Origin of the sequence: Streptococcus sp. 10824, assembly GCF_013276595.1 — a bacterium.
Lineage (GTDB): Bacteria > Bacillota > Bacilli > Lactobacillales > Streptococcaceae > Streptococcus > Streptococcus pseudopneumoniae.
In genome coordinates this window covers 1-21,717 of record NZ_VMLH01000041.1, presented here as the reverse complement: position 1 = coordinate 21,717, position 21,717 = coordinate 1, and the positions used below count along the sequence as shown (strand labels likewise).

At 39.2% G+C, this 21,717-nt stretch carries 19 protein-coding genes, 1 tRNA gene and 1 pseudogene; 8 read left to right on the top strand and 13 right to left on the bottom strand.

Annotated features, from left to right (window positions below; genetic code table 11):
* Positions 1-213: 213 nt before the first annotated feature.
* The 7 genes from HT701_RS04175 to HT701_RS04145 form a co-directional block, all read right to left on the bottom strand.
* The gene (locus tag HT701_RS04175; protein ID WP_023933925.1) at positions 214-726 is read right to left on the bottom strand and encodes an adenine phosphoribosyltransferase; all 513 of its coding nucleotides are present in this window, start codon (positions 724-726) and stop codon (positions 214-216) included.
* A 271-nt stretch (positions 727-997) separates the two neighbouring features.
* Positions 998-2,128 carry a sn-glycerol-3-phosphate ABC transporter ATP-binding protein UgpC gene (gene ugpC / locus HT701_RS04170; protein ID WP_000229947.1) on the bottom strand — a complete coding sequence of 377 codons (1,131 nt, stop codon included), beginning with the start codon at positions 2,126-2,128 and terminating at the stop codon, positions 998-1,000.
* 281 nt (positions 2,129-2,409) lie between these two features.
* A tRNA-Leu gene (locus tag HT701_RS04165) sits at positions 2,410-2,495 on the bottom strand.
* 80 nt (positions 2,496-2,575) lie between these two features.
* Positions 2,576-3,151, bottom strand: a complete 576-nt coding sequence (locus HT701_RS04160) for an isochorismatase family cysteine hydrolase (RefSeq protein WP_023940283.1) — start codon at positions 3,149-3,151, stop codon at positions 2,576-2,578.
* Positions 3,151-3,939 carry a GTP-sensing pleiotropic transcriptional regulator CodY gene (gene codY, locus HT701_RS04155; protein ID WP_023940284.1) on the bottom strand — a complete coding sequence of 263 codons (789 nt, stop codon included), beginning with the start codon at positions 3,937-3,939 and terminating at the stop codon, positions 3,151-3,153. Before codY ends, HT701_RS04160 begins: the two co-directional genes overlap by 1 nt.
* Before the next feature lie 324 nt (positions 3,940-4,263).
* Positions 4,264-5,841, bottom strand: coding sequence for a DEAD/DEAH box helicase (locus HT701_RS04150; RefSeq protein ID WP_172931247.1), 1,578 nt, complete (start codon positions 5,839-5,841; stop codon positions 4,264-4,266).
* 199 nt (positions 5,842-6,040) lie between these two features.
* Entirely contained in the window at positions 6,041-7,267 is a 1,227-nt protein-coding gene (locus HT701_RS04145) for an OFA family MFS transporter (RefSeq protein ID WP_172931246.1), read from the bottom strand.
* A 193-nt stretch (positions 7,268-7,460) separates the two neighbouring features.
* Here HT701_RS04145 and HT701_RS04140 point away from each other — a divergent pair, with 193 nt between their 5' ends.
* From HT701_RS04140 to HT701_RS04125, 4 genes are all read left to right on the top strand, one after another.
* A complete protein-coding gene (locus HT701_RS04140; RefSeq protein ID WP_172931245.1) occupies positions 7,461-8,777 on the top strand; it encodes an FAD-containing oxidoreductase in 1,317 nt (438 codons plus the stop codon).
* A gap of 171 nt (positions 8,778-8,948) precedes the next feature.
* Complete coding sequence (gene murT / locus HT701_RS04135) at positions 8,949-10,292, top strand: lipid II isoglutaminyl synthase subunit MurT (RefSeq protein ID WP_050261756.1); 1,344 nt, start codon at positions 8,949-8,951, stop codon at positions 10,290-10,292.
* Positions 10,292-11,074 (top strand): lipid II isoglutaminyl synthase subunit GatD, encoded by a 783-nt coding sequence (gene gatD / locus HT701_RS04130; protein ID WP_000263200.1) that lies wholly within the window; start codon positions 10,292-10,294, stop codon positions 11,072-11,074. Before murT ends, gatD begins: the two co-directional genes overlap by 1 nt.
* A gap of 126 nt (positions 11,075-11,200) precedes the next feature.
* Positions 11,201-12,283, top strand: a complete 1,083-nt coding sequence (locus tag HT701_RS04125) for a Xaa-Pro peptidase family protein (RefSeq protein ID WP_050201379.1) — start codon at positions 11,201-11,203, stop codon at positions 12,281-12,283.
* 18 nt (positions 12,284-12,301) lie between these two features.
* Here the strand turns inward: HT701_RS04125 and HT701_RS04120 are convergent, their stop codons facing one another.
* The gene (locus tag HT701_RS04120; protein ID WP_000961370.1) at positions 12,302-13,570 is read right to left on the bottom strand and encodes a GHKL domain-containing protein; all 1,269 of its coding nucleotides are present in this window, start codon (positions 13,568-13,570) and stop codon (positions 12,302-12,304) included.
* Positions 13,570-14,277, bottom strand: a complete 708-nt coding sequence (locus tag HT701_RS04115) for a LytTR family DNA-binding domain-containing protein (protein ID WP_050242000.1) — start codon at positions 14,275-14,277, stop codon at positions 13,570-13,572. The genes HT701_RS04120 and HT701_RS04115 overlap by 1 nt, the downstream gene beginning before the upstream one ends.
* Positions 14,278-14,717: 440 nt before the next feature.
* On the opposite strand from HT701_RS04115, the gene HT701_RS04110 reads away from it, so the two are divergent.
* The 4 genes and pseudogenes from HT701_RS04110 to HT701_RS04095 all read left to right on the top strand — a co-directional run bounded on the left by HT701_RS04110 (position 14,718) and on the right by HT701_RS04095 (position 18,006).
* A complete protein-coding gene (locus HT701_RS04110; protein ID WP_023936973.1) occupies positions 14,718-15,851 on the top strand; it encodes a ThiF family adenylyltransferase in 1,134 nt (377 codons plus the stop codon).
* Entirely contained in the window at positions 15,848-16,759 is a 912-nt protein-coding gene (locus HT701_RS04105; protein WP_079252898.1) for an ABC transporter ATP-binding protein, read from the top strand. Before HT701_RS04110 ends, HT701_RS04105 begins: the two co-directional genes overlap by 4 nt.
* A 1-nt stretch (position 16,760) precedes the next feature.
* Positions 16,761-17,483, top strand: a complete 723-nt coding sequence (locus HT701_RS04100) for an ABC transporter permease (protein ID WP_119919888.1) — start codon at positions 16,761-16,763, stop codon at positions 17,481-17,483.
* A gap of 48 nt (positions 17,484-17,531) precedes the next feature.
* Positions 17,532-18,006, top strand: a pseudogene (locus HT701_RS04095) (GNAT family N-acetyltransferase).
* A gap of 147 nt (positions 18,007-18,153) precedes the next feature.
* Here the strand turns inward: HT701_RS04095 and HT701_RS04085 are convergent.
* From HT701_RS04085 to HT701_RS04070, 4 genes are all read right to left on the bottom strand, one after another.
* Entirely contained in the window at positions 18,154-18,615 is a 462-nt protein-coding gene (locus HT701_RS04085; RefSeq protein WP_023934120.1) for an ECF transporter S component, read from the bottom strand.
* Complete coding sequence (locus tag HT701_RS04080) at positions 18,593-19,366, bottom strand: bifunctional hydroxymethylpyrimidine kinase/phosphomethylpyrimidine kinase (protein WP_000794765.1); 774 nt, start codon at positions 19,364-19,366, stop codon at positions 18,593-18,595. Before HT701_RS04080 ends, HT701_RS04085 begins: the two co-directional genes overlap by 23 nt.
* Positions 19,356-20,105, bottom strand: a complete 750-nt coding sequence (gene truA / locus HT701_RS04075; protein ID WP_050234238.1) for a tRNA pseudouridine(38-40) synthase TruA — start codon at positions 20,103-20,105, stop codon at positions 19,356-19,358. The genes HT701_RS04080 and truA overlap by 11 nt, the downstream gene beginning before the upstream one ends.
* 318 nt (positions 20,106-20,423) lie before the next feature.
* Positions 20,424-21,575 carry an MFS transporter gene (locus tag HT701_RS04070; protein WP_054392605.1) on the bottom strand — a complete coding sequence of 384 codons (1,152 nt, stop codon included), beginning with the start codon at positions 21,573-21,575 and terminating at the stop codon, positions 20,424-20,426.
* Positions 21,576-21,717 lie beyond the last annotated feature (142 nt).

Sequence of the window (21,717 nt, the reverse complement as noted above, 5' to 3'; positions counted from 1 at the left end):
TCAGTTCTATCTGCAACCTCAAAGCTGTACTTTGAGCAGCTTACGGCTAGTTTACTCTTTGATTTTCATTGAGTATGAAACTAAATTTCAAACACATAGTCCTTTTATTATACTGCAAGAAGATATAGTTTTCAATTATAGTTTTTCTCTAACTAGCTATAGTCTATTTTTATATCCTAATGTAGAGAAAACAGCCCTAGGGACTGTTTTTCATTAATAATGCATAAGAACCTTGTAATCGTAGTCCCCGATTTTTTCACGGCCGTTCAATTCATCCAATTCAACAAGGAAGGCACAACCTGCTACAATACCACCAAGTTTTTCAATCATCTCGATAGTTGCCTTAACAGTTCCACCTGTTGCCAAGAGGTCATCTACAATAAGAACGCGTTGACCTGGTTTGATTGCATCCGCATGCATAGTCAAGGTATCAACACCGTACTCTTTTTCATAGTCAGCAGAAATGACTTCACGTGGCAATTTACCTGGTTTACGAACAGGTGCAAAACCAATTCCCAACTCAAAGGCAACTGGACAGCCCACAATAAATCCACGAGCCTCAGGCCCTACAACCATGTCAATTTTCTTGTCAGTAGCATACTGAACAATTTCACGAACAGCGTAGCTATAAGCATTTCCATCAGCCATCAAAGGACTAATATCACGGAAGGTGATACCTTCTTTTGGATAATTTTCAATTGTTGCAATGTAATCTTTTAAATTCATATTTTTCTTTCTTTCAAAGTTTTTACTCTCTATTATAGCATATTTTCCAGTAAAGAAGAAAGGGAAAACAATATTTCATTTGCTAGTCACCCTATAAGTCAAATAAGACGACCATTTTTATTCAAGGCACGTCACAAGATAGATACATATTATGACTTCCCTAGCAAAAAGGAGAGAAGCATTTTGTTTCTCTCCCTAGATTAACTGATATCTCTCCACTACAATCGATAAAGATATATCTTTTCTTGTAGTGCTTTGAGTTTTATTTATCTTAGTAAATTGTTCTTTCGGTTTCTACATCGAAGAAATGTGCTTTGTTCAAGTCAAATCCAAGTTCAACTGTTGCACCTGTTTGCAAGTAGTCACGAGCATCAACTTTAGCAACGAATTCATCTTTACCAACTTGGCAGTAAAGGTGAGATTCTGAACCAAGCAATTCTGATACAGAGATAGTCGCTTTTACAACTGATTCTGGGAATGTTTCAAGGAAAGCAGGTTCTGCATTCACATCTTCTGGACGAATACCGAAGATCAATTCTTTACCTTCATAGCCTTTTTCACGAAGTACTTTTAAAGCGCCTTCTGGAACTTTCAAACGGAAACCGTCTGAAACAATTTCGCTACCAACCAATTTCACATTGATGAAGTTCATAGCTGGGCTTCCAATGAATCCTGCAACGAATTTGTTAACTGGGTTTTTGTAAACTTCTTGAGGAGAACCGATTTGTTCTACACGTCCGATAGTACCTGTACCAGCAGGGTTCTTAGTTGCTGACATGATAACGATACGGTCTGCAAGTGTCATCGCTTCTGTTTGGTCGTGAGTTACGTAGATAGTTGTAGCCCCGATACGACGGTGAATTTTAGCGATTTCAGCACGCATTGATACACGAAGTTTGGCATCCAAGTTTGACAAAGGCTCGTCCATCAAGAATACTTTTGCGTCACGGACGATCGCACGACCCATGGCAACACGTTGACGTTGACCACCTGAAAGGTCAGCTGGTTTACGTTCCAAGAATTCTTTCAATCCAAGGATTTCAGCTGCTTCTTGCACACGTTTGTCGATGTCTTCCTTGCTGTATTTACGCAATTTCAAACCGAAAGCCATGTTATCATAAACAGTCATGTGTGGGTAAAGAGCGTAGTTTTGGAATACCATGGCGATGTCACGGTCTTTTGGAGCTACGTCGTTGACAACCACGCCATCGATAGATGCAGTACCTTCTGTGATGTCTTCAAGACCAGCAATCATACGAAGAGTAGTTGATTTACCACATCCTGAAGGACCTACGAAAACGATAAATTCTTTGTCTTTGATGTCCAAGTTGAAGTCTTCAACTGAGTAGTGTTCGCTGTTTGGATATTTTTTGTAAATGTTTTTAAGATTCAATTCTACCATGTGGTGAACTCCTTTTGTCTTTTGATAGTTTTATTATAGATGAAAACGCTTTACATTTCTATGGCAAGGTGACCAAAAAAACAAAAAAATTCTGTGCAACTTGCACAAAACTTTAGAGAATATCGGAGAATTTGAAGAAGATAATCTTTATTATTCTTCTATACAAAAGCAGAAACAAGGATCAGCTTTCCCATATTTTCGCTGATTCTCCACTACATTTGACTGGATTCTAATTTTTTAGAGAAATACAAAAGAGCTAGCCTAAGCTAACTCTTATCTTATGCGGAGAGAGGGACTTGAACCCTCACGACCTAAAGCGGTCACAGGATCCTTAGTCCTGCGCGTCTGCCAATTCCGCCATCCCCGCGTCGATTACTTTACTAGTATATCAACTTTTGGGATGCTTGTCAACACTTTTTTTCAATTTTTTTCATTTCATCAACCAAATTACTCTAAAATTTCATTTAGATTTTCATCTACTAACTTAGCTCCAAGTGTATTTTTGAAATGGCCTAGGGCAAATTGATGATTTTCAGGCCAGATAGAAGCAACAGCTGGTTGAACAATCTCGATGTCATATCCTAGATTATAGGCATCGATAGCTGTATGCAGGACACAGATATCCGTCAAGACACCTGTTAAGATAACGGTAGACACTCTACGCTCTCTCAAACGAATATCTAGGTCAGTCCCTGAAAAAGCTGAGTAATGGCGTTTATCCATCCAAAAGACACGACTGTCTGAACCACGCTCTTGATAAAAGATCCCCAAATCTCCATATAAATTCCGTCCACTCGTCCCAATCAGATTATGAGGAGGGAATAGTTTACTTTCTGGATGGAAACAATCATTTTCCTCGTGCGCATCAATGGTAAAAAAGACGTAGTCTCCACGTTCAAAAGCTAGTCTAGTCACCTTGCTAATGGCATCCGAAATAGCCTGGGCTGGAGCGCCTGCTGTCAATTTTCCACTATCTGCAACAAAATCTTCTGTATAATCAATCGAAATTAAAGCCTTAGTCATTAGTAATCTCTTTTCTTCACTTCTTCAAAAATATCTGAAATCAAGACCTTTAGGTAGGTTCCCTTCATTCCAAGTGAGCGACTTTCAATAATCCCCGCAGATTCAAGTTTACGCAGGGCATTGACAATCACAGAACGAGTGATTCCGATACGATCTGCAATCACTGACGCAGTCAACTGCCCTTCATTTCCATTTAACTCTCCTAAAATGGCTGAAACAGCACGGAGTTCAGAGTAAGAAAGGGTATTAACCGCCATGGTAACAGCAGTACGGCGACGGATATTTTTCTCATCTTCCTCACGCTGGAAGTTGAGAAGCTGAATTCCAACAACGGTACTGGCAATCTCAACAAGAATCAAGTCCTCGTCATCAAATTCTTTGTCATTGCGCCAAATAATTAAAGAACCAAGGCGAATCCCCGATACATGAATCGGTGCAATAGTCGTCAAACCATCTGGAAAGTCGTTCCGACTTTCCACAGGAAAAATACTTAAATCATGATCAACTGTCAGATTGGCTTCTGTATCGTAAATCATGTTCGCACCTTGAATGTAGTCATCCGGGAAAATTTTAGTTTGAAAGAATTGCTCTACACGATCTGTATTGGTTTTGTAACGCATAAAATAGCCAAGGAGACGTCCCTTGCTATTAACGATACAGGCGTTACAGTCAATAATATCTGCCAATTGACGGGTAATCGCATTGTAGGGAAGCTCTTCCTGCAACTGCTCGTCTGAGCGCTTCAGGATAGAAGTAATTTTTCTAGTTTTTTCTAATAAATGTGCCATTTTTCACCTCGAATTTAATCGCTATCATTATAACATAAACAGCTTGAATTTTCAATTATTATCTGAAAATTGCTTATTTAATTGCAATTTTTAAAAACCAGAATATTTTTAATTAAGTTGTTCCTTTTCTATTGACAATTTGCCTATTTTTTGTATATTATAACGTTATAAAATATAATATAATGATTTTATTTATACTCTTCGAAAATCTCTTCAAACCGCATCAACATCGCCTTGCCGTACTCAAGNNATTTTCATTGAGTATTATCTTTTCACATTCGGTCTCCTTATATAAAAAAGCGATTCATTTTGAATCGCTTTTTCTTATTTATCGCCCTTGTTACGAATAACAAAGCCTGTTTGCTTTTCACTTGAAGTATTGCGTGGTTTTTTATTGTCTTTATTACGGTAACGTCTGTCTTTATCAAAACGGTCATTGACACGACTTCCTTTTTTGAAATCATCACGGCGACCACCACGACGGTTGTCTCCACGGCGATTATCACGACGGTCATCTCCACGACGACCTCCCTTAGCTTTACCACCAAAGCCATTACCTGACGGTTTAAACGGTAGTGGTTTTTCACGCGCAATCTCCACTTCTGGAAGGCTATCCGGATCTTGAACAGTCAGACTCAAGATATACATTGCCAATTCTTCTGGAGTAAATTCGGCAGCTAGCTTACGAGCATCCTTACCAAATTTCTCAAAGTTGGCACGGATAGTCTCATCTGCAAAATCACGTTCGATTTTCTTGAGAGCTACCTGTTTTTTAGCTTGGAAGGCTTCTTCTGCACTTGCAGGTTTGAGACCTTTCATGCGTTTCTTGGTCAAATTTTCAATGATTTGGAGGTAGCCCATTTCATTTGGTGATACGAAAGTAATAGACTGACCTGACTTACCGGCACGACCTGTACGACCGATACGGTGAACATAACTTTCAGGATCTTGTGGAATATCGTAGTTATAGACATGGGTCACACCTGAAATATCCAAGCCACGTGCTGCAACGTCTGTCGCAACCAAAACATCAAGATTGCCATTTTTAAAGTCACGAAGGACACGAAGACGTTTGTTTTGGTCTAGGTCTCCATGAATTCCTTCTGCACGGAAGCCACGGATTTTAAGACCACGAGTCAATTCATCTACACGGCGTTTTGTACGACCAAATACGATAGCAAGCTCAGGCTGTTCCACATCCATAAGACGTGTCATGGTATCAAATTTTTCTTGCTCTTTGACTCGGATATAGTACTGGTCAACCAATTCTGTTGTCAATTCCTTAGCCGCAATCTTGACATGTTCAGGTTCTTTCATAAACTGAACACCGATACGTTTAATGGCATCTGGCATAGTTGCTGAGAAAAGCAAAGTTTGACGGTTTTCAGGAACACGAGAAATGATAGCTTCAATGTCTTCAAGGAAGCCCATGTTGAGCATTTCATCCGCTTCGTCAAGGATAAGCGTTTCAATGTCTTGTAATTTCAAGGCCTTGCGTTTGATCAAGTCTAAGAGACGACCAGGTGTTCCCACCACGATATGGGCACCAGATTTAAGAGCCTTAATTTGTTTTTCAATGCTTGATCCGCCATATACTGAGCGGACTTTGACTCCCTTACTACGACCAAAGCGGAAGAGTTCTTCTTGACTTTGGACAGCTAGTTCACGTGTTGGAGCGATAACCAAGGCTTGGATGGTCGCTTCTTCTGTACGGATTTTTTCAAGGGTAGGCAAGCCAAAGGCTGCAGTTTTTCCTGTACCAGTCTGGGCTTGACCGATAACGTCCTTACCTTCAAGAGCCAAAGGAATAGTTTGTTCTTGGATCGGACTGGCTTCTACAAAACCAGCTTTTTCAATCTCTGCTAGCAAATCAGCAGACAAGTTTAATTCATTAAATTTCACGTTATTCTTCTTTCTAAAGGTGGTGCGAAGCCACCCTATAGGGCTTTTAGTGTATACTTTTCTTTTTATGACGTATTTTCATATACTGGATATAAAATCGTGTTGCTTCTTTTCCACAAAAGAAAAGTACTGTTTTCTTTGCAACCTATCTAGTATAACACAAGAGAGAAGCAAAAGATAGCCCCATTTCTACAGAAAATCATGTAAACGGTTTTTGGCTTTCCTTTTTGATTGAACGACCTAGATAATAAGACAAAGCCAAGGCGATACTATATAAAATGATAAAAACGAACAAGGTTTGTGTGTAAGAATGAGCCAGTTTATAAGTCTCTGCTAATAAAATAGGTCCTGCTAAACCAGCCATTGCCCAAGCTGTTAAAATATATCCATGCAGAGCGGCCAATTCCTTGGTTCCAAAAATATCACTGAGATAAGCTGGAATCAAAGAAAAACCAGCTCCATAGCAAGTCATCAAAATAGACATAGCGACTACAAATAAAACGGAATCTGTAAAGAGCCAAAGTGAGAGAGAAAAGAAAAGATTGACAAGCAGTAATATACTAAAGGTTAGAGGGCGACCGATATAGTCAGATAAACTCGCCCAGAGCAAACGACCAAACCCATTGAAAATCCCTAAAACGCCCACCATTACTGCTGCATGACTTGTAGACAAGCCAGCCATCTCCTGTGCCATTGGCGATGCCGCTGAAATTAAGCCTAAACCACAAGCTATGTTGATAAAGAAAATAATCCAAAGTATATAAAACCGATTGCTTTTCAGAGCCTGATTCGCAGCCATTCCTTGCGTCAAAGAGGCTGTTTTTTCTTTCCCTGAAACAGATAAAATTGCAAGCTCTTGCTCATTTGGACGCTTAATGAATTGTGAAGCTAGGAGCATGATAATAAAGTAACTTGCACCTAAAATATAAAAAGTTTCTACAAGCCCTACCCCTGCGATGAGATGTTGCGCTATGGGACTAGTCAATAAAGAAGCAAAACCAAACCCCATAATCGCTAAACCTGTTGCGAGACCACGTTTATCAGGAAACCATTTTATAATCGTTGACACAGGGGTAATATAGCCTGCTCCCAAACCAAGCCCACCTAAAATGCCGTAAGCCAGATACAACAACCACAGCTCCTGACGGTCTATTGCAAATCCTGTTAAGATATTTCCACCTGCGTATAGAAAAGCAGATAGACTCCCCATGACTCTCGGACCAAATTTTTCTACCAAACGCCCCATAAATGCAGCCGATAAGCCCAAACAAAAGATTGCTAGACTAAAGGCGAAGGCAACAGAAGCCTGATCCCATCCCGTTTTTTCAATAATAGGGTTACGATAAACACTCCAAGCATAAGTCGAACCCAGCATTAAGTGTAAAATGACCCCAGCAAAGGCAATAATATAACGATTCGATTTCATAAAACCTCCTATTTTCGAACATTTATTCTATCTTATATAAAAATAGATAGGATTTTAGTTTATCAAGCTTGTCAAAAAATTACTAGTTTTTTGTCTGGAAAGCGTTTTTATCTTTTTCTGTCTTTTCCGTAGCAGAATTGTGCAAAAGTTTTTTTCTTGTGCTAGAATGAAATGCGAATAGGAGGAACTCTAAATGTTAACTTATGATTTAATCGTTATCGGATTTGGTAAAGCTGGTAAAACACTAGCAGGTAAATTGGCTTCAGCTGGCAAAAAAGTTGCCCTCGTTGAACGTAGCAAAGCTATGTACGGTGGAACTTGTATCAACATTGGTTGTATCCCAACTAAAACCTTGCTAGTTGCTGCTGAGAAGGACTTGTCTTTTGAAGAAGTCATTTCTACCAAAAATACTATCACTGGTCGCCTCAACGGTAAAAACTATGCTACTGTTGCCGGTACAGGCGTAGATATCTTTGATGCGGAAGCTCACTTCCTTTCAAATAAAGTCATCGAAATCCAAGCTGGTGATGAAAAGAAAGAACTGACTGCTGAAACAATCGTCATCAACACTGGTGCTGTTTCAAACGTCTTGCCAATCCCTGGACTTGCTACAAGCAAAAACGTCTTTGACTCAACAGGTATCCAAAACTTGGACAAGTTGCCTGAAAAACTTGGAGTCCTTGGTGGCGGAAATATCGGTCTTGAATTTGCTGGCCTTTACAACAAACTTGGAAGCAAGGTCACAGTCCTAGATGCCTTGGATACTTTCCTACCTCGTGCAGAACCTTCCATCGCAGCTCTTGCTAAACAATATATGGAAGAAGACGGTATTGAATTGCTTCAAAATATCCGTACTACTGAAATCAAAAATGACGGTGACCAAGTCCTTGTCGTAACTGAAAACGAAACTTACCGTTTCGATGCCCTTCTCTACGCAACTGGACGTAAACCAAATGTAGAACCACTTCAACTTGAAAATACAGATATTGAACTAACTGAACGTGGTGCTATTAAAGTAGACAAACATTGTCAAACAAACGTTCCTGGTGTATTTGCAGTTGGGGATGTCAACGGTGGCCTTCAATTTACTTACATTTCACTTGATGACTTCCGTGTTGTCTACAGCTACCTTGCTGGAGATGGCAGCTACACACTTGAAGACCGTCTCAATGTACCAAACACCATGTTCATCACACCTGCACTTTCACAAGTTGGTTTGACTGAAAGCCAAGCAGCTGATTTGAAACTTCCATACGCTGTTAAGGAAATTCCTGTTGCAGCCATGCCTCGTGGTCACGTAAATGGAAACCTTCGCGGAGCTTTCAAAGCTGTTGTTAATACTGAAACCAAAGAAATTCTTGGAGCAAGCATCTTCTCAGAAGGTTCTCAAGAAATCATCAACATCATCACTGTTGCTATGGACAACAAGATTCCTTACACTTACTTCACAAAACAAATCTTCACTCACCCAACCTTGGCTGAGAACTTGAATGACTTGTTTGCGATTTAAGTTGAGATCACATCTTAACTGACAGCCCTCTGAGGGCTGTTTTCATTTCTGCGAAATCTCATACTCTTCGAAAATCAAATTCAAACCACGTCAGCTTCACCTTGCCGTACTCAAGNNATTTTCATTGAGTATCAAATCTGTCTTTTCCCTCTTTTGTGATATAATAGAAACATGAACTTAAAAACTACTTTGGGCCTTCTTGCTGGGTGTTCTTCCCACTTCGTTTTAAGCCGTCTTGGACGTGGAAGTACGCTCCCAGGGAAAGTCGCCCTTCAATTTGATAAAGATATTTTACAAAACCTAGCTAAGAACTACGAGATTGTCGTGGTCACTGGAACAAATGGAAAAACCCTGACAACTGCCCTCACTGTCGGCATTTTAAAAGAGGTTTATGGTCAAGTTCTAACCAACCCAAGCGGTGCCAACATGATTACAGGAATTGCAACAACCTTCCTAACAGCCAAATCTTCAAAAACTGGGAAAAATATTGCCGTCCTCGAAATTGACGAAGCCAGTCTATCTCGTATCTGTGACTATATCCAGCCTAGTCTTTTTGTCATTACTAATATCTTCCGTGATCAGATGGACCGTTTCGGTGAAATCTATACTACCTATAACATGATATTGGATGCCATTCGGAAAGTTCCAACTGCTACTGTTCTCCTTAACGGAGACAGCCCACTTTTCTACAAACCATCTTTCCCAAATCCTATACAGTATTTTGGTTTTGACTTGGAAAAAGGACCAGCCCAACTGGCTCACTACAATACCGAAGGGATTCTCTGTCCTGACTGCCAAAGCATCCTCAAATATGAGCATAATATCTATGCAAACTTGGGTGCCTATATCTGTGAAGGTTGTGGATGTAAACGTCCTGATCTCGACTATCGTTTGACAAAACTGGTTGAGTTGACCAACAATCGCTCTCGCTTTGTCATAGATGGCCAAGAATACGGTATCCAAATCGGCGGGCTCTATAATATCTATAACGCCCTAGCTGCTGTGGCCATCGCCCGTTTCCTCGGCGCAGATTCCCAACTCATCAAACAGGGATTTGACAAGAGCCGTGCTGTCTTTGGACGCCAAGAAACCTTTCATATCGGTGACAAGGAATGTACCCTTGTCTTGATTAAAAATCCAGTCGGTGCAACCCAAGCTATCGAAATGATCAAACTAGCACCTTATCCATTTAGCCTATCTGTCCTCCTTAATGCCAACTATGCAGATGGAATTGACACTAGCTGGATCTGGGATGCAGACTTTGAGCAAATCACTGACATGGACATTCCTGAAATCAACGCTGGCGGTGTTCGTCATTCTGAAATCGCTCGTCGCCTCCGAGTGACTGGCTATCCAGCTGAGAAAATCACTGAAACGAGTAATCTGGAGCAAGTTCTCAAGACCATTGAGAATCAAGACTGCAAGCATGCCTATATTCTGGCAACTTATACTGCCATGCTGGAATTTCGTGAACTGCTGGCTAGTCGTCAGATTGTTAGAAAGGAGATGAACTAATGGTTTATACTTCACTTTCCTCAAAAGATGGCAATTACCCCTATCAGCTCAACATTGCCCACCTCTACGGAAATCTCATGAATACCTACGGGGACAATGGAAACATCCTCATGCTCAAGTATGTTGCTGAAAAACTGGGAGCCCATGTGACCGTTGACATCGTTTCTCTCCATGATGATTTTGATGAAAATCACTACAACATCGCCTTTTTCGGAGGCGGTCAAGACTTTGAACAAAGTATCATTGCAGACGACCTACCTGCTAAAAAAGAGAGCATTGACAACTACATCAAAAACGACGGTGTGGTTCTCGCTATCTGCGGTGGTTTTCAACTATTGGGTCAATATTATGTTGAAGCTTCAGGCAAACGCATCGAAGGACTAGGGGTCATGGGCCACTACACTCTCAACCAGACCAATAACCGTTTTATCGGGGACATCAAGATTCACAATGAAGATTTCAATGAAACCTACTATGGATTTGAAAATCACCAGGGACGTACCTTCCTCTCTGATGACCAAAAACCACTGGGACAGGTTGTCTATGGAAATGGAAACAACGAAGAAAAGGTCGGCGAAGGGGTTCATTATAAGAATGTCTTTGGTTCCTACTTCCACGGGCCTATCCTCTCTCGTAATGCCAATCTGGCTTATCGCCTAGTCACTACAGCCCTCAAGAAGAAATATGGTCAGGACATCCAACTCCCTGCCTATGAAGATATTCTCAGCCAAGAAATCGCTGAAGAATACAGTGATGTCAAAAGCAAGGCTGACTTTTCTTAAACAAAGTGAAACTATATCAAAGAACTCCGTTATCTTGTCGGAGTTTTTTTGTCTTTTCTTTTACCCTTCTCCCTTGCATTTTCTCTCTTTTTTTGCCAAAATAGAGGGGTAGAAAGAAGGTAGCATATGTCTAAATTACAACAAATCGTAACATATCTTGAATCAGAAAAACTAGACGTCGCTGTCGTATCTGACCCCGTCACAATCAATTACCTCACTGGTTTTTACAGTGATCCCCATGAACGCCAAATGTTCCTCTTTGTCCTAGCGGATCAGGAACCTCTCCTCTTTGTCCCAGCTCTTGAAGTAGAACGTGCAAGTAGCACCGTTTCCTTCCCAGTAGTGGGCTATGTCGATTCTGAAAATCCATGGCAAAAAATCAAACATGCTCTTCCACAACTTGACTTCAAACGTGTCGCTGTTGAGTTTGACAATCTCATCTTGACCAAATACCATGGTTTGAAAACAGTTTTTGAAACTGCTGAGTTTGAAAACCTCACTCCTCGTATCCAACGCATGCGCCTCATCAAATCAGCTGATGAAGTACAAAAAATGATGGTTGCAGGTCTTTATGCGGACAAGGCTGTTCATGTTGGTTTTGACAATATTTCTCTTGATAAGACTGAGACAGATATCATCGCACAAATTGACTTTGCCATGAAACGTGAAGGTTACGAAATGAGCTTTGATACCATGGTCTTGACTGGTGATAATGCTGCGAATCCACACGGCATTCCAGCAGCTAATAAGGTTGAAAATGATGCTCTTCTCCTCTTTGACCTGGGTGTTCTGGTCAATGGCTATGCGTCAGATATGACTCGTACAGTCGCTGTCGGCAAACCAGACCAATTCAAGAAAGATATTTACAACTTGACTCTTGAAGCCCAACAAGCTGCTCTTGACTTTATCAAGCCAGGTGTGACTGCTCATGAAGTGGACCGCGCTGCCCGTGAGGTCATCGAAAAAGCTGGTTATGGTGAGTACTTCAACCACCGTCTCGGGCATGGTATCGGTATGGATGTCCATGAATTCCCATCTATCATGGAAGGAAACGACATGGTCATCGAAGAAGGCATGTGCTTCTCTGTTGAACCAGGTATCTATATCCCTGGTAAAGTCGGTGTTCGTATTGAAGACTGCGGTGTTGTTACCAAGGATGGCTTTGACCTCTTTACAAGTACCAGCAAAGACTTGCTTTATTTTGATTAAGATAGCAACAAACCCTAGTTAGACAAGAAGAATCACTTCTGTTTTATGACGTCCATTCTGAATGAAATTCTTCATTGTTCCCCTATGATTGGTTACAAGTCTCTCAATATTTTTAAGCCCCCATCCCTCTGTCTGACGTTCCTTTCGTATTACCAATTCATTCTCATCAAATGAATTCTCGATAGCAATAAAGAGTTTCTTCTGAAAATATCGTATTCCTAAGATCAAGACCCTATCTTCTTTATTACTCAAGCGCATACAGGCTTCAAGACTATTGTCCAACAAATTACCAAGTAAAACCGCTAAAATATCTGGATTGATTTCTAATCGTTGAGGTACAAAACAATCAATTTCCAATTGTATGTCCTCTACCTTATCCTGTAATTTTTGATTGAGTAAAAAGTTAATTGTTGTATTCTTGGAGTAACAGACAGTTTGGTTCTCTATACTATTTGTCATGCTTTGGAGATAAGACTTCGCTTGTTCAGGATCTTCTTTTAAAAGTGCAAGGAGGATTAAATGTTGATTTTTCAAATCGTGTTGAATCCTTTGAATCCTCCTATAATCTTTTTTAGATTGTTTCATTTCTCTCAGTTGAAAGGTCATCTGTTCCGTCTCTAGTATGCTTTGATAATACCTCTGTTGTTGCTGAGAAAGATATAGGGTGAAATAGAGAGAAGAGAACGTTAACACAATGAGGGCTAATACAGAAACAAAAGAAAGATAATCCTTCTCAAACACTTGCCCTTGAATCGCTGATACTGTAAAAGCAAAACAAATGGACAAAAATGGTACAATAAACTGGTATAACCAAGTCCCTTTAGAAACAGTATAAACTAACTTTTGATGTGCACGAAAAAGTTGTCGAAGAACCAGGGTCACTAGCAATGATAAAAGAAAAGCTACAGCGAGATAAAAAAGCATGGCTATTAGATTTTCTGAAATGACTGATAAAGGGGAAAATAGTTGCACTGCTTGATTGAGTATAGTACCAGCTAGTAAAGTTAGACTCATCTGACAAAAAATCCAAAACGAAGATTCTTGAACAGCATATCCAAAATAAAGACCTAAAAAATAATACTCTGCGATACTGAGAATAAGATTCCCTACTAAGAAAAGATTAGCTCCTGAAAATAATATCGTCAACAAGGCATGGAAAAATAAAAGGAGAGAAGTAAAGATACAAATTCTCCTAGACTTTTCTTTTTGGGACAGAGGTCTATAAAAGAAAATAATTCCCAAAAATAAATCAAACAGAATACTCACAATCCGCAAACTGACTAACATTAAAAATTCCTCTCACTCAGATAATAATAATACTTTTCTCTAAAAGACGTTTGAAATTTTCGGCTAATTGGAAGGTGATTTTCATCCATTCCATTTAAAATTGTGACTATTTGCGAATCAAACTCTGTCACATATCTAGGATTGATAATATAGGAAGAATGAATTTGAATAAAGTAATCAGGTAATTTCTCTAAAATATCTTTCGTTTTAAGCAAAGCTTTGTAAGTCTGATCTTTAGTGTAAATAAAGACAGCACGCTTATCCTTTTCAAAAAATACAATGTCATCTAAAGGCAGTGAATAATGCTGCTTTCCAAAAGTAAACGTAAATACAGCTTGCCCTAAATTCAAAAAACGTACCACTCTATCCAGAGTTTTATATAATTTTTTAGAAGTCACTGGTTTAAGTAAATAATCAAAAGTCTGCACTTCAAAAACCTGCTCCATATAATCTCGATAACTGGTAACAAAGATAATCGGGATAAAAGGGTTTACCTTACGGATTTTTTGTGCCATATCAATTCCTGTTATCTGTGGCATCTCGATATCCAAAAAAACACAACTGTACTTCTCTGTCAATTGTTCTAATAGTTTTTGGGGATTCGTATAAACACTCGTTTCTATTTTGATGTCCTTATAAGATAAGAGTAAGTTTTCTAGCTGACTACCATCCCTATTAGAATCATCACAAATCGCAATTTTTAACATCAAATTCCTCACTACAAGCATGATTTTGCCAATTATAACGTCAAATACGTCAATTATGACATGCTGATAAAAAAATCGTTAATTTATTATACAATATTCTTATCAAATATGAAAGGAGTTACAAAAATGAAAAATATTCAAGTGCGTAAAGTTATTGCTAAAACTGATATTAGCTGGGGTGTTTTCTAAATTTTGGGCACCTCTAAAAACTACCGGTTTTCTATGTTTAGTAACCAGAAAAGGTTGAAAAATTAGCATTTTAAAATTGAGTTTTTAGAGGAGTTCTTTTCTATTTATTCCTACTGTTGGAATTGAGTAGATAGGTTCACCATTTTCTTTCTACTTATTTCCATTTGTAATAGGAACTAGGAGTTGCAAGACGAGGATATATGATTTATAATCACCTCGTCTTCCTTTTTTAATAAAATAGTGAGGTTAAAATGAAATTCTATCATCCAAGAATAAAAGAAATATATCCTGTTTATAAACTTCATAAAAATTTATTTAGGATTGGGCTACAAATTGGTATAACCACAGAAATTAAGGATGATAATAATAAAATGTGGAATTTAGTCAATATTTTGGACGGACGTCCTTTTCAAGATATTCTCAATATCATGCTAACAAAATATGATGATTTAACTGAAGAAGACATCACAGGCGCTCTTGAACTCTTAGATAATGAGGGGGTTCTCGAAGAAGCGGGCGAAATTCAGGATATTAAAGAACGTTATCATTCAAATATATATTATTTCAGTCGCTATTTAAATAGCTTCCAAGATAGTATTGCAACACAGAAAAAAATTCATCAGTCTACTATCCTTTTACTAGGTCTTGGTGGTGGGGGTTCTAACATACTGACATTACTAGCAGGCTTGGGACCTAAAAAGATAAAAATAGTGGATTTTGACATTGTTGAGCAAAGTAATCTAGGAAGACAATTTCTATACAAGGAAGATGATATTGGCTTATCTAAAGTTCAAATTGCCCATAGAGAAGTTACAAAAATGAATTCCGATATTGAAGTAGAAACCCATAATATACGTATCACCTCTGTAAGTGACTTGATTCCTTTACTTGATGATGTTGATATTACGATATGTGTGATTGATGAACCTCAATATGATATTCAACGTATCGTAAATAAAGCAATCGTTACAAAAAATATTCCCTGTATATTTGGCGCCAGTCAAGTTAGTCGTGGTCGTGTCTATTCAGTTATCCCTTACCAAACAGGCTGTTTTGATTGTTTAAATATTTATTATACAAAAATTGACACTCTATTCCTTGAACAATTCCACGGTGTTCGTACGATTACAAAAACAATCCCTACAATAGCCTATGGTCCAGCAATATTTCAACTGACTTCTGCCATTGTTGATGAAACTATCCGATTATTAACTCAATATACGGAACCAATTAGCCTTAACCATCAATACGAAATCAATTATGAAAACGGAGCCTCATTCACACACGATTCTTGGGGACGCTATCTTGATGAATGTCCAACATGCGGCACAGGTAAAGAAGACGATTGGGAAATTTTTTCTAAGTACGGAGAATTAAAGTTATGACAACTGCAAAACTCGTAATTGATAATTTGACTAAATCTTTTGATGGTCAGCACTTAGCCAATAATCATATTTCCTTAGAAATATCACCAGCAAAAATCACGGCTTTTTTGGGACACAATGGAGCTGGAAAATCTACTCTATTGAATCAAATGATTGGTTTTACTAAACCTGACCAAGGAGATATTTTGTATGGTGATATTTCTTTTATATACAATCGTAAACAAGCACGTACCTTAATTAGTTATATGTCTCAACAATATGCCCCACTCGACAAATTAACCGTAGAACAAAATTTAGAAATACTTGGAAAAATGCGAGGATTGAGTTCCCAAGAACTAGAAAAAACAATCAGCCAGCTTCTCACTGATTTAGAAATTGAAGACTATCGTTACAAAAAAGGTAAGGATCTTTCGGGCGGTCTCAAAAGACTAACTTCCTTCGCTATGACACTAATCGGTAGCTCAGACATCATTCTTCTTGACGAACCAACAAATGATGTTGACCCCATTCGTCGTGAAAAGCAATGGCAATTATTGCAAAAGTTAGCTAGCAAGGGGCATACCATTATTATCGTTACTCATAATCTTCTGGAGGTTGAAAAATATGCAGATAATTACGCCCTCTTTAATAATGGTAGATTGCTCAAATCAGGAAAGGTTAAGCAAATCATCCATGACAAACTGTATCAGATAAGCTTTGATTTTAAGACTAGAAGTATATTAGACAAAATAGAAGATTATACAATTATCAATGGTGTTAGTTGTCAATTAGAGATTGAGGAAAGAAGTCTAGCTCCATTGATAGCACAACTGACAGAAGAACTTGGTCAAAAAACAATTTCCAATCTCTCTCTTCATCAAAAAACATTGACTATTTCTGACCTTTATAGAGAGGAGCTAACCAACTAATATGACTCAATTTTTTTACTTACTTCATTGGAACTACTTGCGCCAAAAAGAGCTTTTCCTCCTTTTTACACTAGCACAGCTCCTCTTATCCATTTCTCTTCTTTTTGGCTACCCTCTAGTTATTGGCGATATCGATTCGACTACTGCCTACTATCTTTCGTCTGGTTCTGTTTTAATTGGAATTATCTCCATGGGTTGTACAATTTCCTCCCCTGTTATAGCAAATGATAAGTTGGAAGGGCATTTTGATTATATTCGTGCCTTACCCATCCCTAGGATATTCATTTCTCTCGCTGACTTGTGGATGTGGTTAATTGCCATTTTGCCGGGAGTTTTTATTTCTATTCTACTTGGGTATGTCCGTTTTTCTGTTCGTCTCCATCCATCTTTTCTTGGTGTTTTTATTGTGCTTCTGATTTGTCTTACTATGATTAGTCTAGGATTTGCTATAGCCTACACCTTTTCTCCAAATACAGTAACCCTTATGTCGCAGCTAATTCTTATGATTGGACTCATGTTCTCACCACTCATGTATCCTGCAGATCGACTACCTGAGTGGGTAAACCATCTTTACCGTGCCCTCCCTTTCGTCCCTTCCTCAAATCTTCTGCGAGCCAGCCTTTACGACTACGGAAATGTTTCTCTATTGGACATGAGTATTCTCATTCTTTGGATTATGTCAACACAGTTAATTATTTTAAGAACTCTTCATAAAGAAAAATGATTGCCCCTAAAGCTTTTCTTATAGACTAAGCCAATAAAAAGAACCTTCATGACTATTCGAAAAGCTAAACAAGAAGATATTCCTAAATTACTCGATTTATTACAACAAATCCTTACGCTTCACCACCAAGCTCGACCAGATATTTTTAAGCAAACTGGGACTAAATATAGTTCCTCTGAGTTGCAAAATATTCTCTCTCAAGAACATACCCCTATTTTTGTTTTTGAAGATGAGAAGGGACAAGTTCTCGGACACCTATTTTGTACCATAAAAGATAAAACAGATAATCCTGTTCTCCAAGAAATCAAAACCCTTTTTATCGAAGATTTATGTGTAAGCTCAAAATGCTCGTGGTCAAAAAATTGGTAATCAACTCTGTCAATTCGCTCTCAATTATGCTAAAGAAATTGGCTGCAATAATCTAACCCTAAGTGTCTGGAATGATAACGAGGGTGCTCTCCGCTTTTATCAAAGACAAGGGATGAAACCCCAAGAAACAACAATGGAAATGATAATTGATTAAGAAGTAATCTATAAAAAGATGTTAGAAAAAGTTTAATTTCACTAGAAAATGAGGAAAATCTTCCCACAATAAAACGCATAGTATCAAGGTTTCAACACCTGATACTATGCGTTTTTTCTAATTCTTAGGACTTTCTCCACAGCCTCTTTACTTAATCTTCTTGATACTTTGACTAAGGATAAATCCTACAATCATCCCTACCATATTTTGTATGAAATTTGGTAGGATTTCTGGTAGAGCTGCAGCCCAGCCATTCATCAATGTAGAACCCAAGGCGTAACCCCCTACCATGGCAATCGTTGCCAAAACGAGGCCTAACCACTGAGTTTTTCCTTTAAATCCTGCGAAAAATCCCTGCAAGCCATGGTTGACCAAGCTAAAGAACATCCACTGAGGATAGCCTGATAAGAGGTCAATCAAGAAACCTGCTAGTCCTCCGACTACAGCTCCTTCACGACTACCAAAGTAAAAGGCCGCAAAGAAAACACCCGCATCTAAAAGAGTTAGAATACCTGTCGGTGTTGGAATTTTTAAGAAATAGCCTAGAACCACAGAAAGGGCGGTTAAGAGGGATACAAGGGCGATTTTAGTTGTTTTGGTTTGCTTCATATTGTCTTACTCCATACTGATCTGCCTGTGCAATGGCACGGTAAACGAAAGCCTTTGAGCTTTCTACTGCTGGTAAAAGTTCATCACCTTTGACTAGATGACTGGCAATGCTGGAAGCAAAGGTACAACCTGCACCAGCATTTTGCCCTTGAATGACAGGATTTTCTAGAACTGTAAAGTTTTGTCCATCATAAAAGACATCCACAGCCTTGTCCTGACTAAGGCGATTGCCTCCCTTAATAATGACTGCTGGCGCTCCTAAATCATGCAATTTCTGCGCTGCAGTTTTCATGTCTTCCAAGGTTTTGATTTCTTGACCAGCTAATAATTCTGCTTCTGGGAGGTTAGGCGTAATCACACTGACATAAGGGAAAAAGCGAATCAACTCTTGGCAAAGTTCACTAACTGCTACGTCGTGCGTTTCCTTGCAGACCAAGACAGGGTCCAATACCACAGGCACTCCTGGGCGTTTCTTGATAAAGTCCAATGCCTTCTCAGCCACACTGACAGTAGGGAGAAGACCAATCTTAATTCCCCCAAACTCCACATCACGCAAGCTATCCAATTCATGTTGAAAAATGGTATCGTCAGTTGGAAAGACTTCAAATCCTTTTTCTGTCAAGGCTGTCAAACAAGTCACTGCTACAAAGCCATGCAAGCCGTTCAAAGTATAGGTAGCCAAATCAGCTGACAGGCCACCACCACTAAAAATATCATTTCCAGAAAGTGCTAAAATACGATTATTCTTCATAACGAATCTCCTTTAAATATAAACCATTTGGTGCTGCAGTGGGACCTGCAAGCTGCCTGTCCTTTTTCTCCAAGATCAGGTCAATCTGCTCTACTGGCATACGCTTGTTGCCGATTTTGAGCAGTGTCCCCACCATATTGCGAATCTGTTTATACAAGAAACCATTTCCTGAAAAGGTAAAAGTCAAAAACTGGCCTGTCTCATCAACCCTAAGACTGGCTTCTGTAATAGTGCGAACCTTATCCTCTACACTAGTCCCAGAGGCTGTAAAGCCAGTGAAATCATGGGTTCCTTCTAGCTTTTTGACGGCCTCCTGCATCCTCTCCACATCAAGTGGGTAAGGGAAGTGGGTGGCATAGTGACGGCGCATGGGATTTTTGGGACGTCCTCTATCCACAATAAACTCATAGGTCTTGCTATGCTTGGCATAACGGCAATGAAAATCATCTGCCACAAGCTCAATCGAAATCACATCAATATCTTCAGGAGACTGGGTATCCAAGGCAAAACGGAGTTTCTCCTCATCCATCTGATAAGGCAGGTCAAAATGAATGACCTGTCCCAGGGCATGAACCCCACTATCTGTCCTACCAGCACCGTGAACAGTAATGGCTTGCCCCTTATTTAATCTGGTCAAGGTTTTTTCAATTTCTTCCTGAACGCTACGCGCATGAGGCTGGCGCTGAAAGCCAGCAAAGGCATAACCATCATAGGAAATAGTTGCTTTATATCTCGTCATAACCTCTATTTTATCAAGAAATTAGTCTGTAAACAAGTACCTAACACAAATATTGTATGGGTATAAAAATCTCATACTCTTCGAAAATCTCTTCAAACCACGTCAGTTTCCATCTGCAACCTCAACACACTATTTTGAGCAACCTGCGGCTAGCTTTCTATAGTAGATTGAAATAAGATATGAACAACTCTATTAGGAAAGTCAAATTAATTTCTAGAAATGTTTTAGCAGCTACAGCGTACTATTCCAAACTCAATCAACTATAGTTTGCTCTTTGATTTTCATTGAGTATCAAAAGAAAAACTTAGGAAACCAATCCTAAGCTCTCTTTTGAAATAGGTACATGACAAAGATAGAGGTTACAATCAACCAACCTCCTAAGATGGCAAAGACCAGCATCCCATTGTGCGTTAGTAACCCTATTGCACCTAGAATGAATGGGGTCGTAAAAGCTCCGAAACTACAGCCTAAAACTGCAAATGAAGTTGCTTGATTGAGGAGTTTAGCTGGAATTCGTTCAGAGACAAGTTGAAAGACCGTCGTCAAGACTACACTATAGGCAAATCCAGCCAGAACACTTCCTGCTACTACCACCCACAAGGATGGAGACAAGGCAATCACGATTTGCCCCAAGCCAAATGTAATACCAGACCAGAGGAGCAGTTTCTCTTTAAAGATAGAAATCAAGAAAGAAAAACTCACTCCAGCCACAATCCCGATTAACTGCATGAGACTAAGAACAAAACTAGATAACTGGGCATCCCCCAATCCTCTTTCCACCATCAAACTTGGAATACGGATGGTAATAGCTGTATTGGTACAAACTACAGCTGCCGCTTCGATAGCTAGGGTAAAAATCAAGCCTTTCATTTCTCGAGTTAAACGACTTGCTTCCTTCGCTCTTTTCTTGACTTCTTTCTTTGATTTTCCATAAGGGACAAAGAGCAGATAAAGAGGCAGCACCAAAAATCCAGCACTATAGGCTAGAAAGATAGCTGTCCAACCAAAGGCCAACAACTGACCGACGGCCAAGGTAATGAGAGAAGCTCCAACGACCTCTGCAGAAGCGCGTAGCCCTAACATCTGAATTCGCCTTTTTCCTTGATAGCGTTCACTGATAATAGAAATGGCCTTGGCATTGATCATCCCAACACCTAAACCAAAAAGAAGCCGTGTTCCAAAGACAAAGGGATAGGCTTGGTACCAGAAGGGAGCTGTACCGCTCAATGATAAAATCAGCAAGCCCAAACTAATCTGTAAGCGCTCAGGAAATATTTTTTCTAAGAAACCATTTAGCAGTAACATCATCATGATTCCAAAGGAAGGCAAGCTCACCAAGAGCTCAATTTGTTCCTTAGAATAACCCTGATAATAGTCAAACATGGCTGGTAGGGCACTCGAAATGGAAAAGGAGGTAATCAAAACGAGGGAGAGAGCCAAAATGCTGGCCCGTTCTAAAAATTGTTTCATGAAATCTCTTTCTATATTTTCTCTTAATCTTCTACTTTTTTGATAGTTATCAAAAAAGCAAGAAAAGAAGAAGCCTCATTGGTATACAGACTCCTTCTCAAACTCGAAAATGAATCCCTTGTGTCTTATACTCAATGAAAAT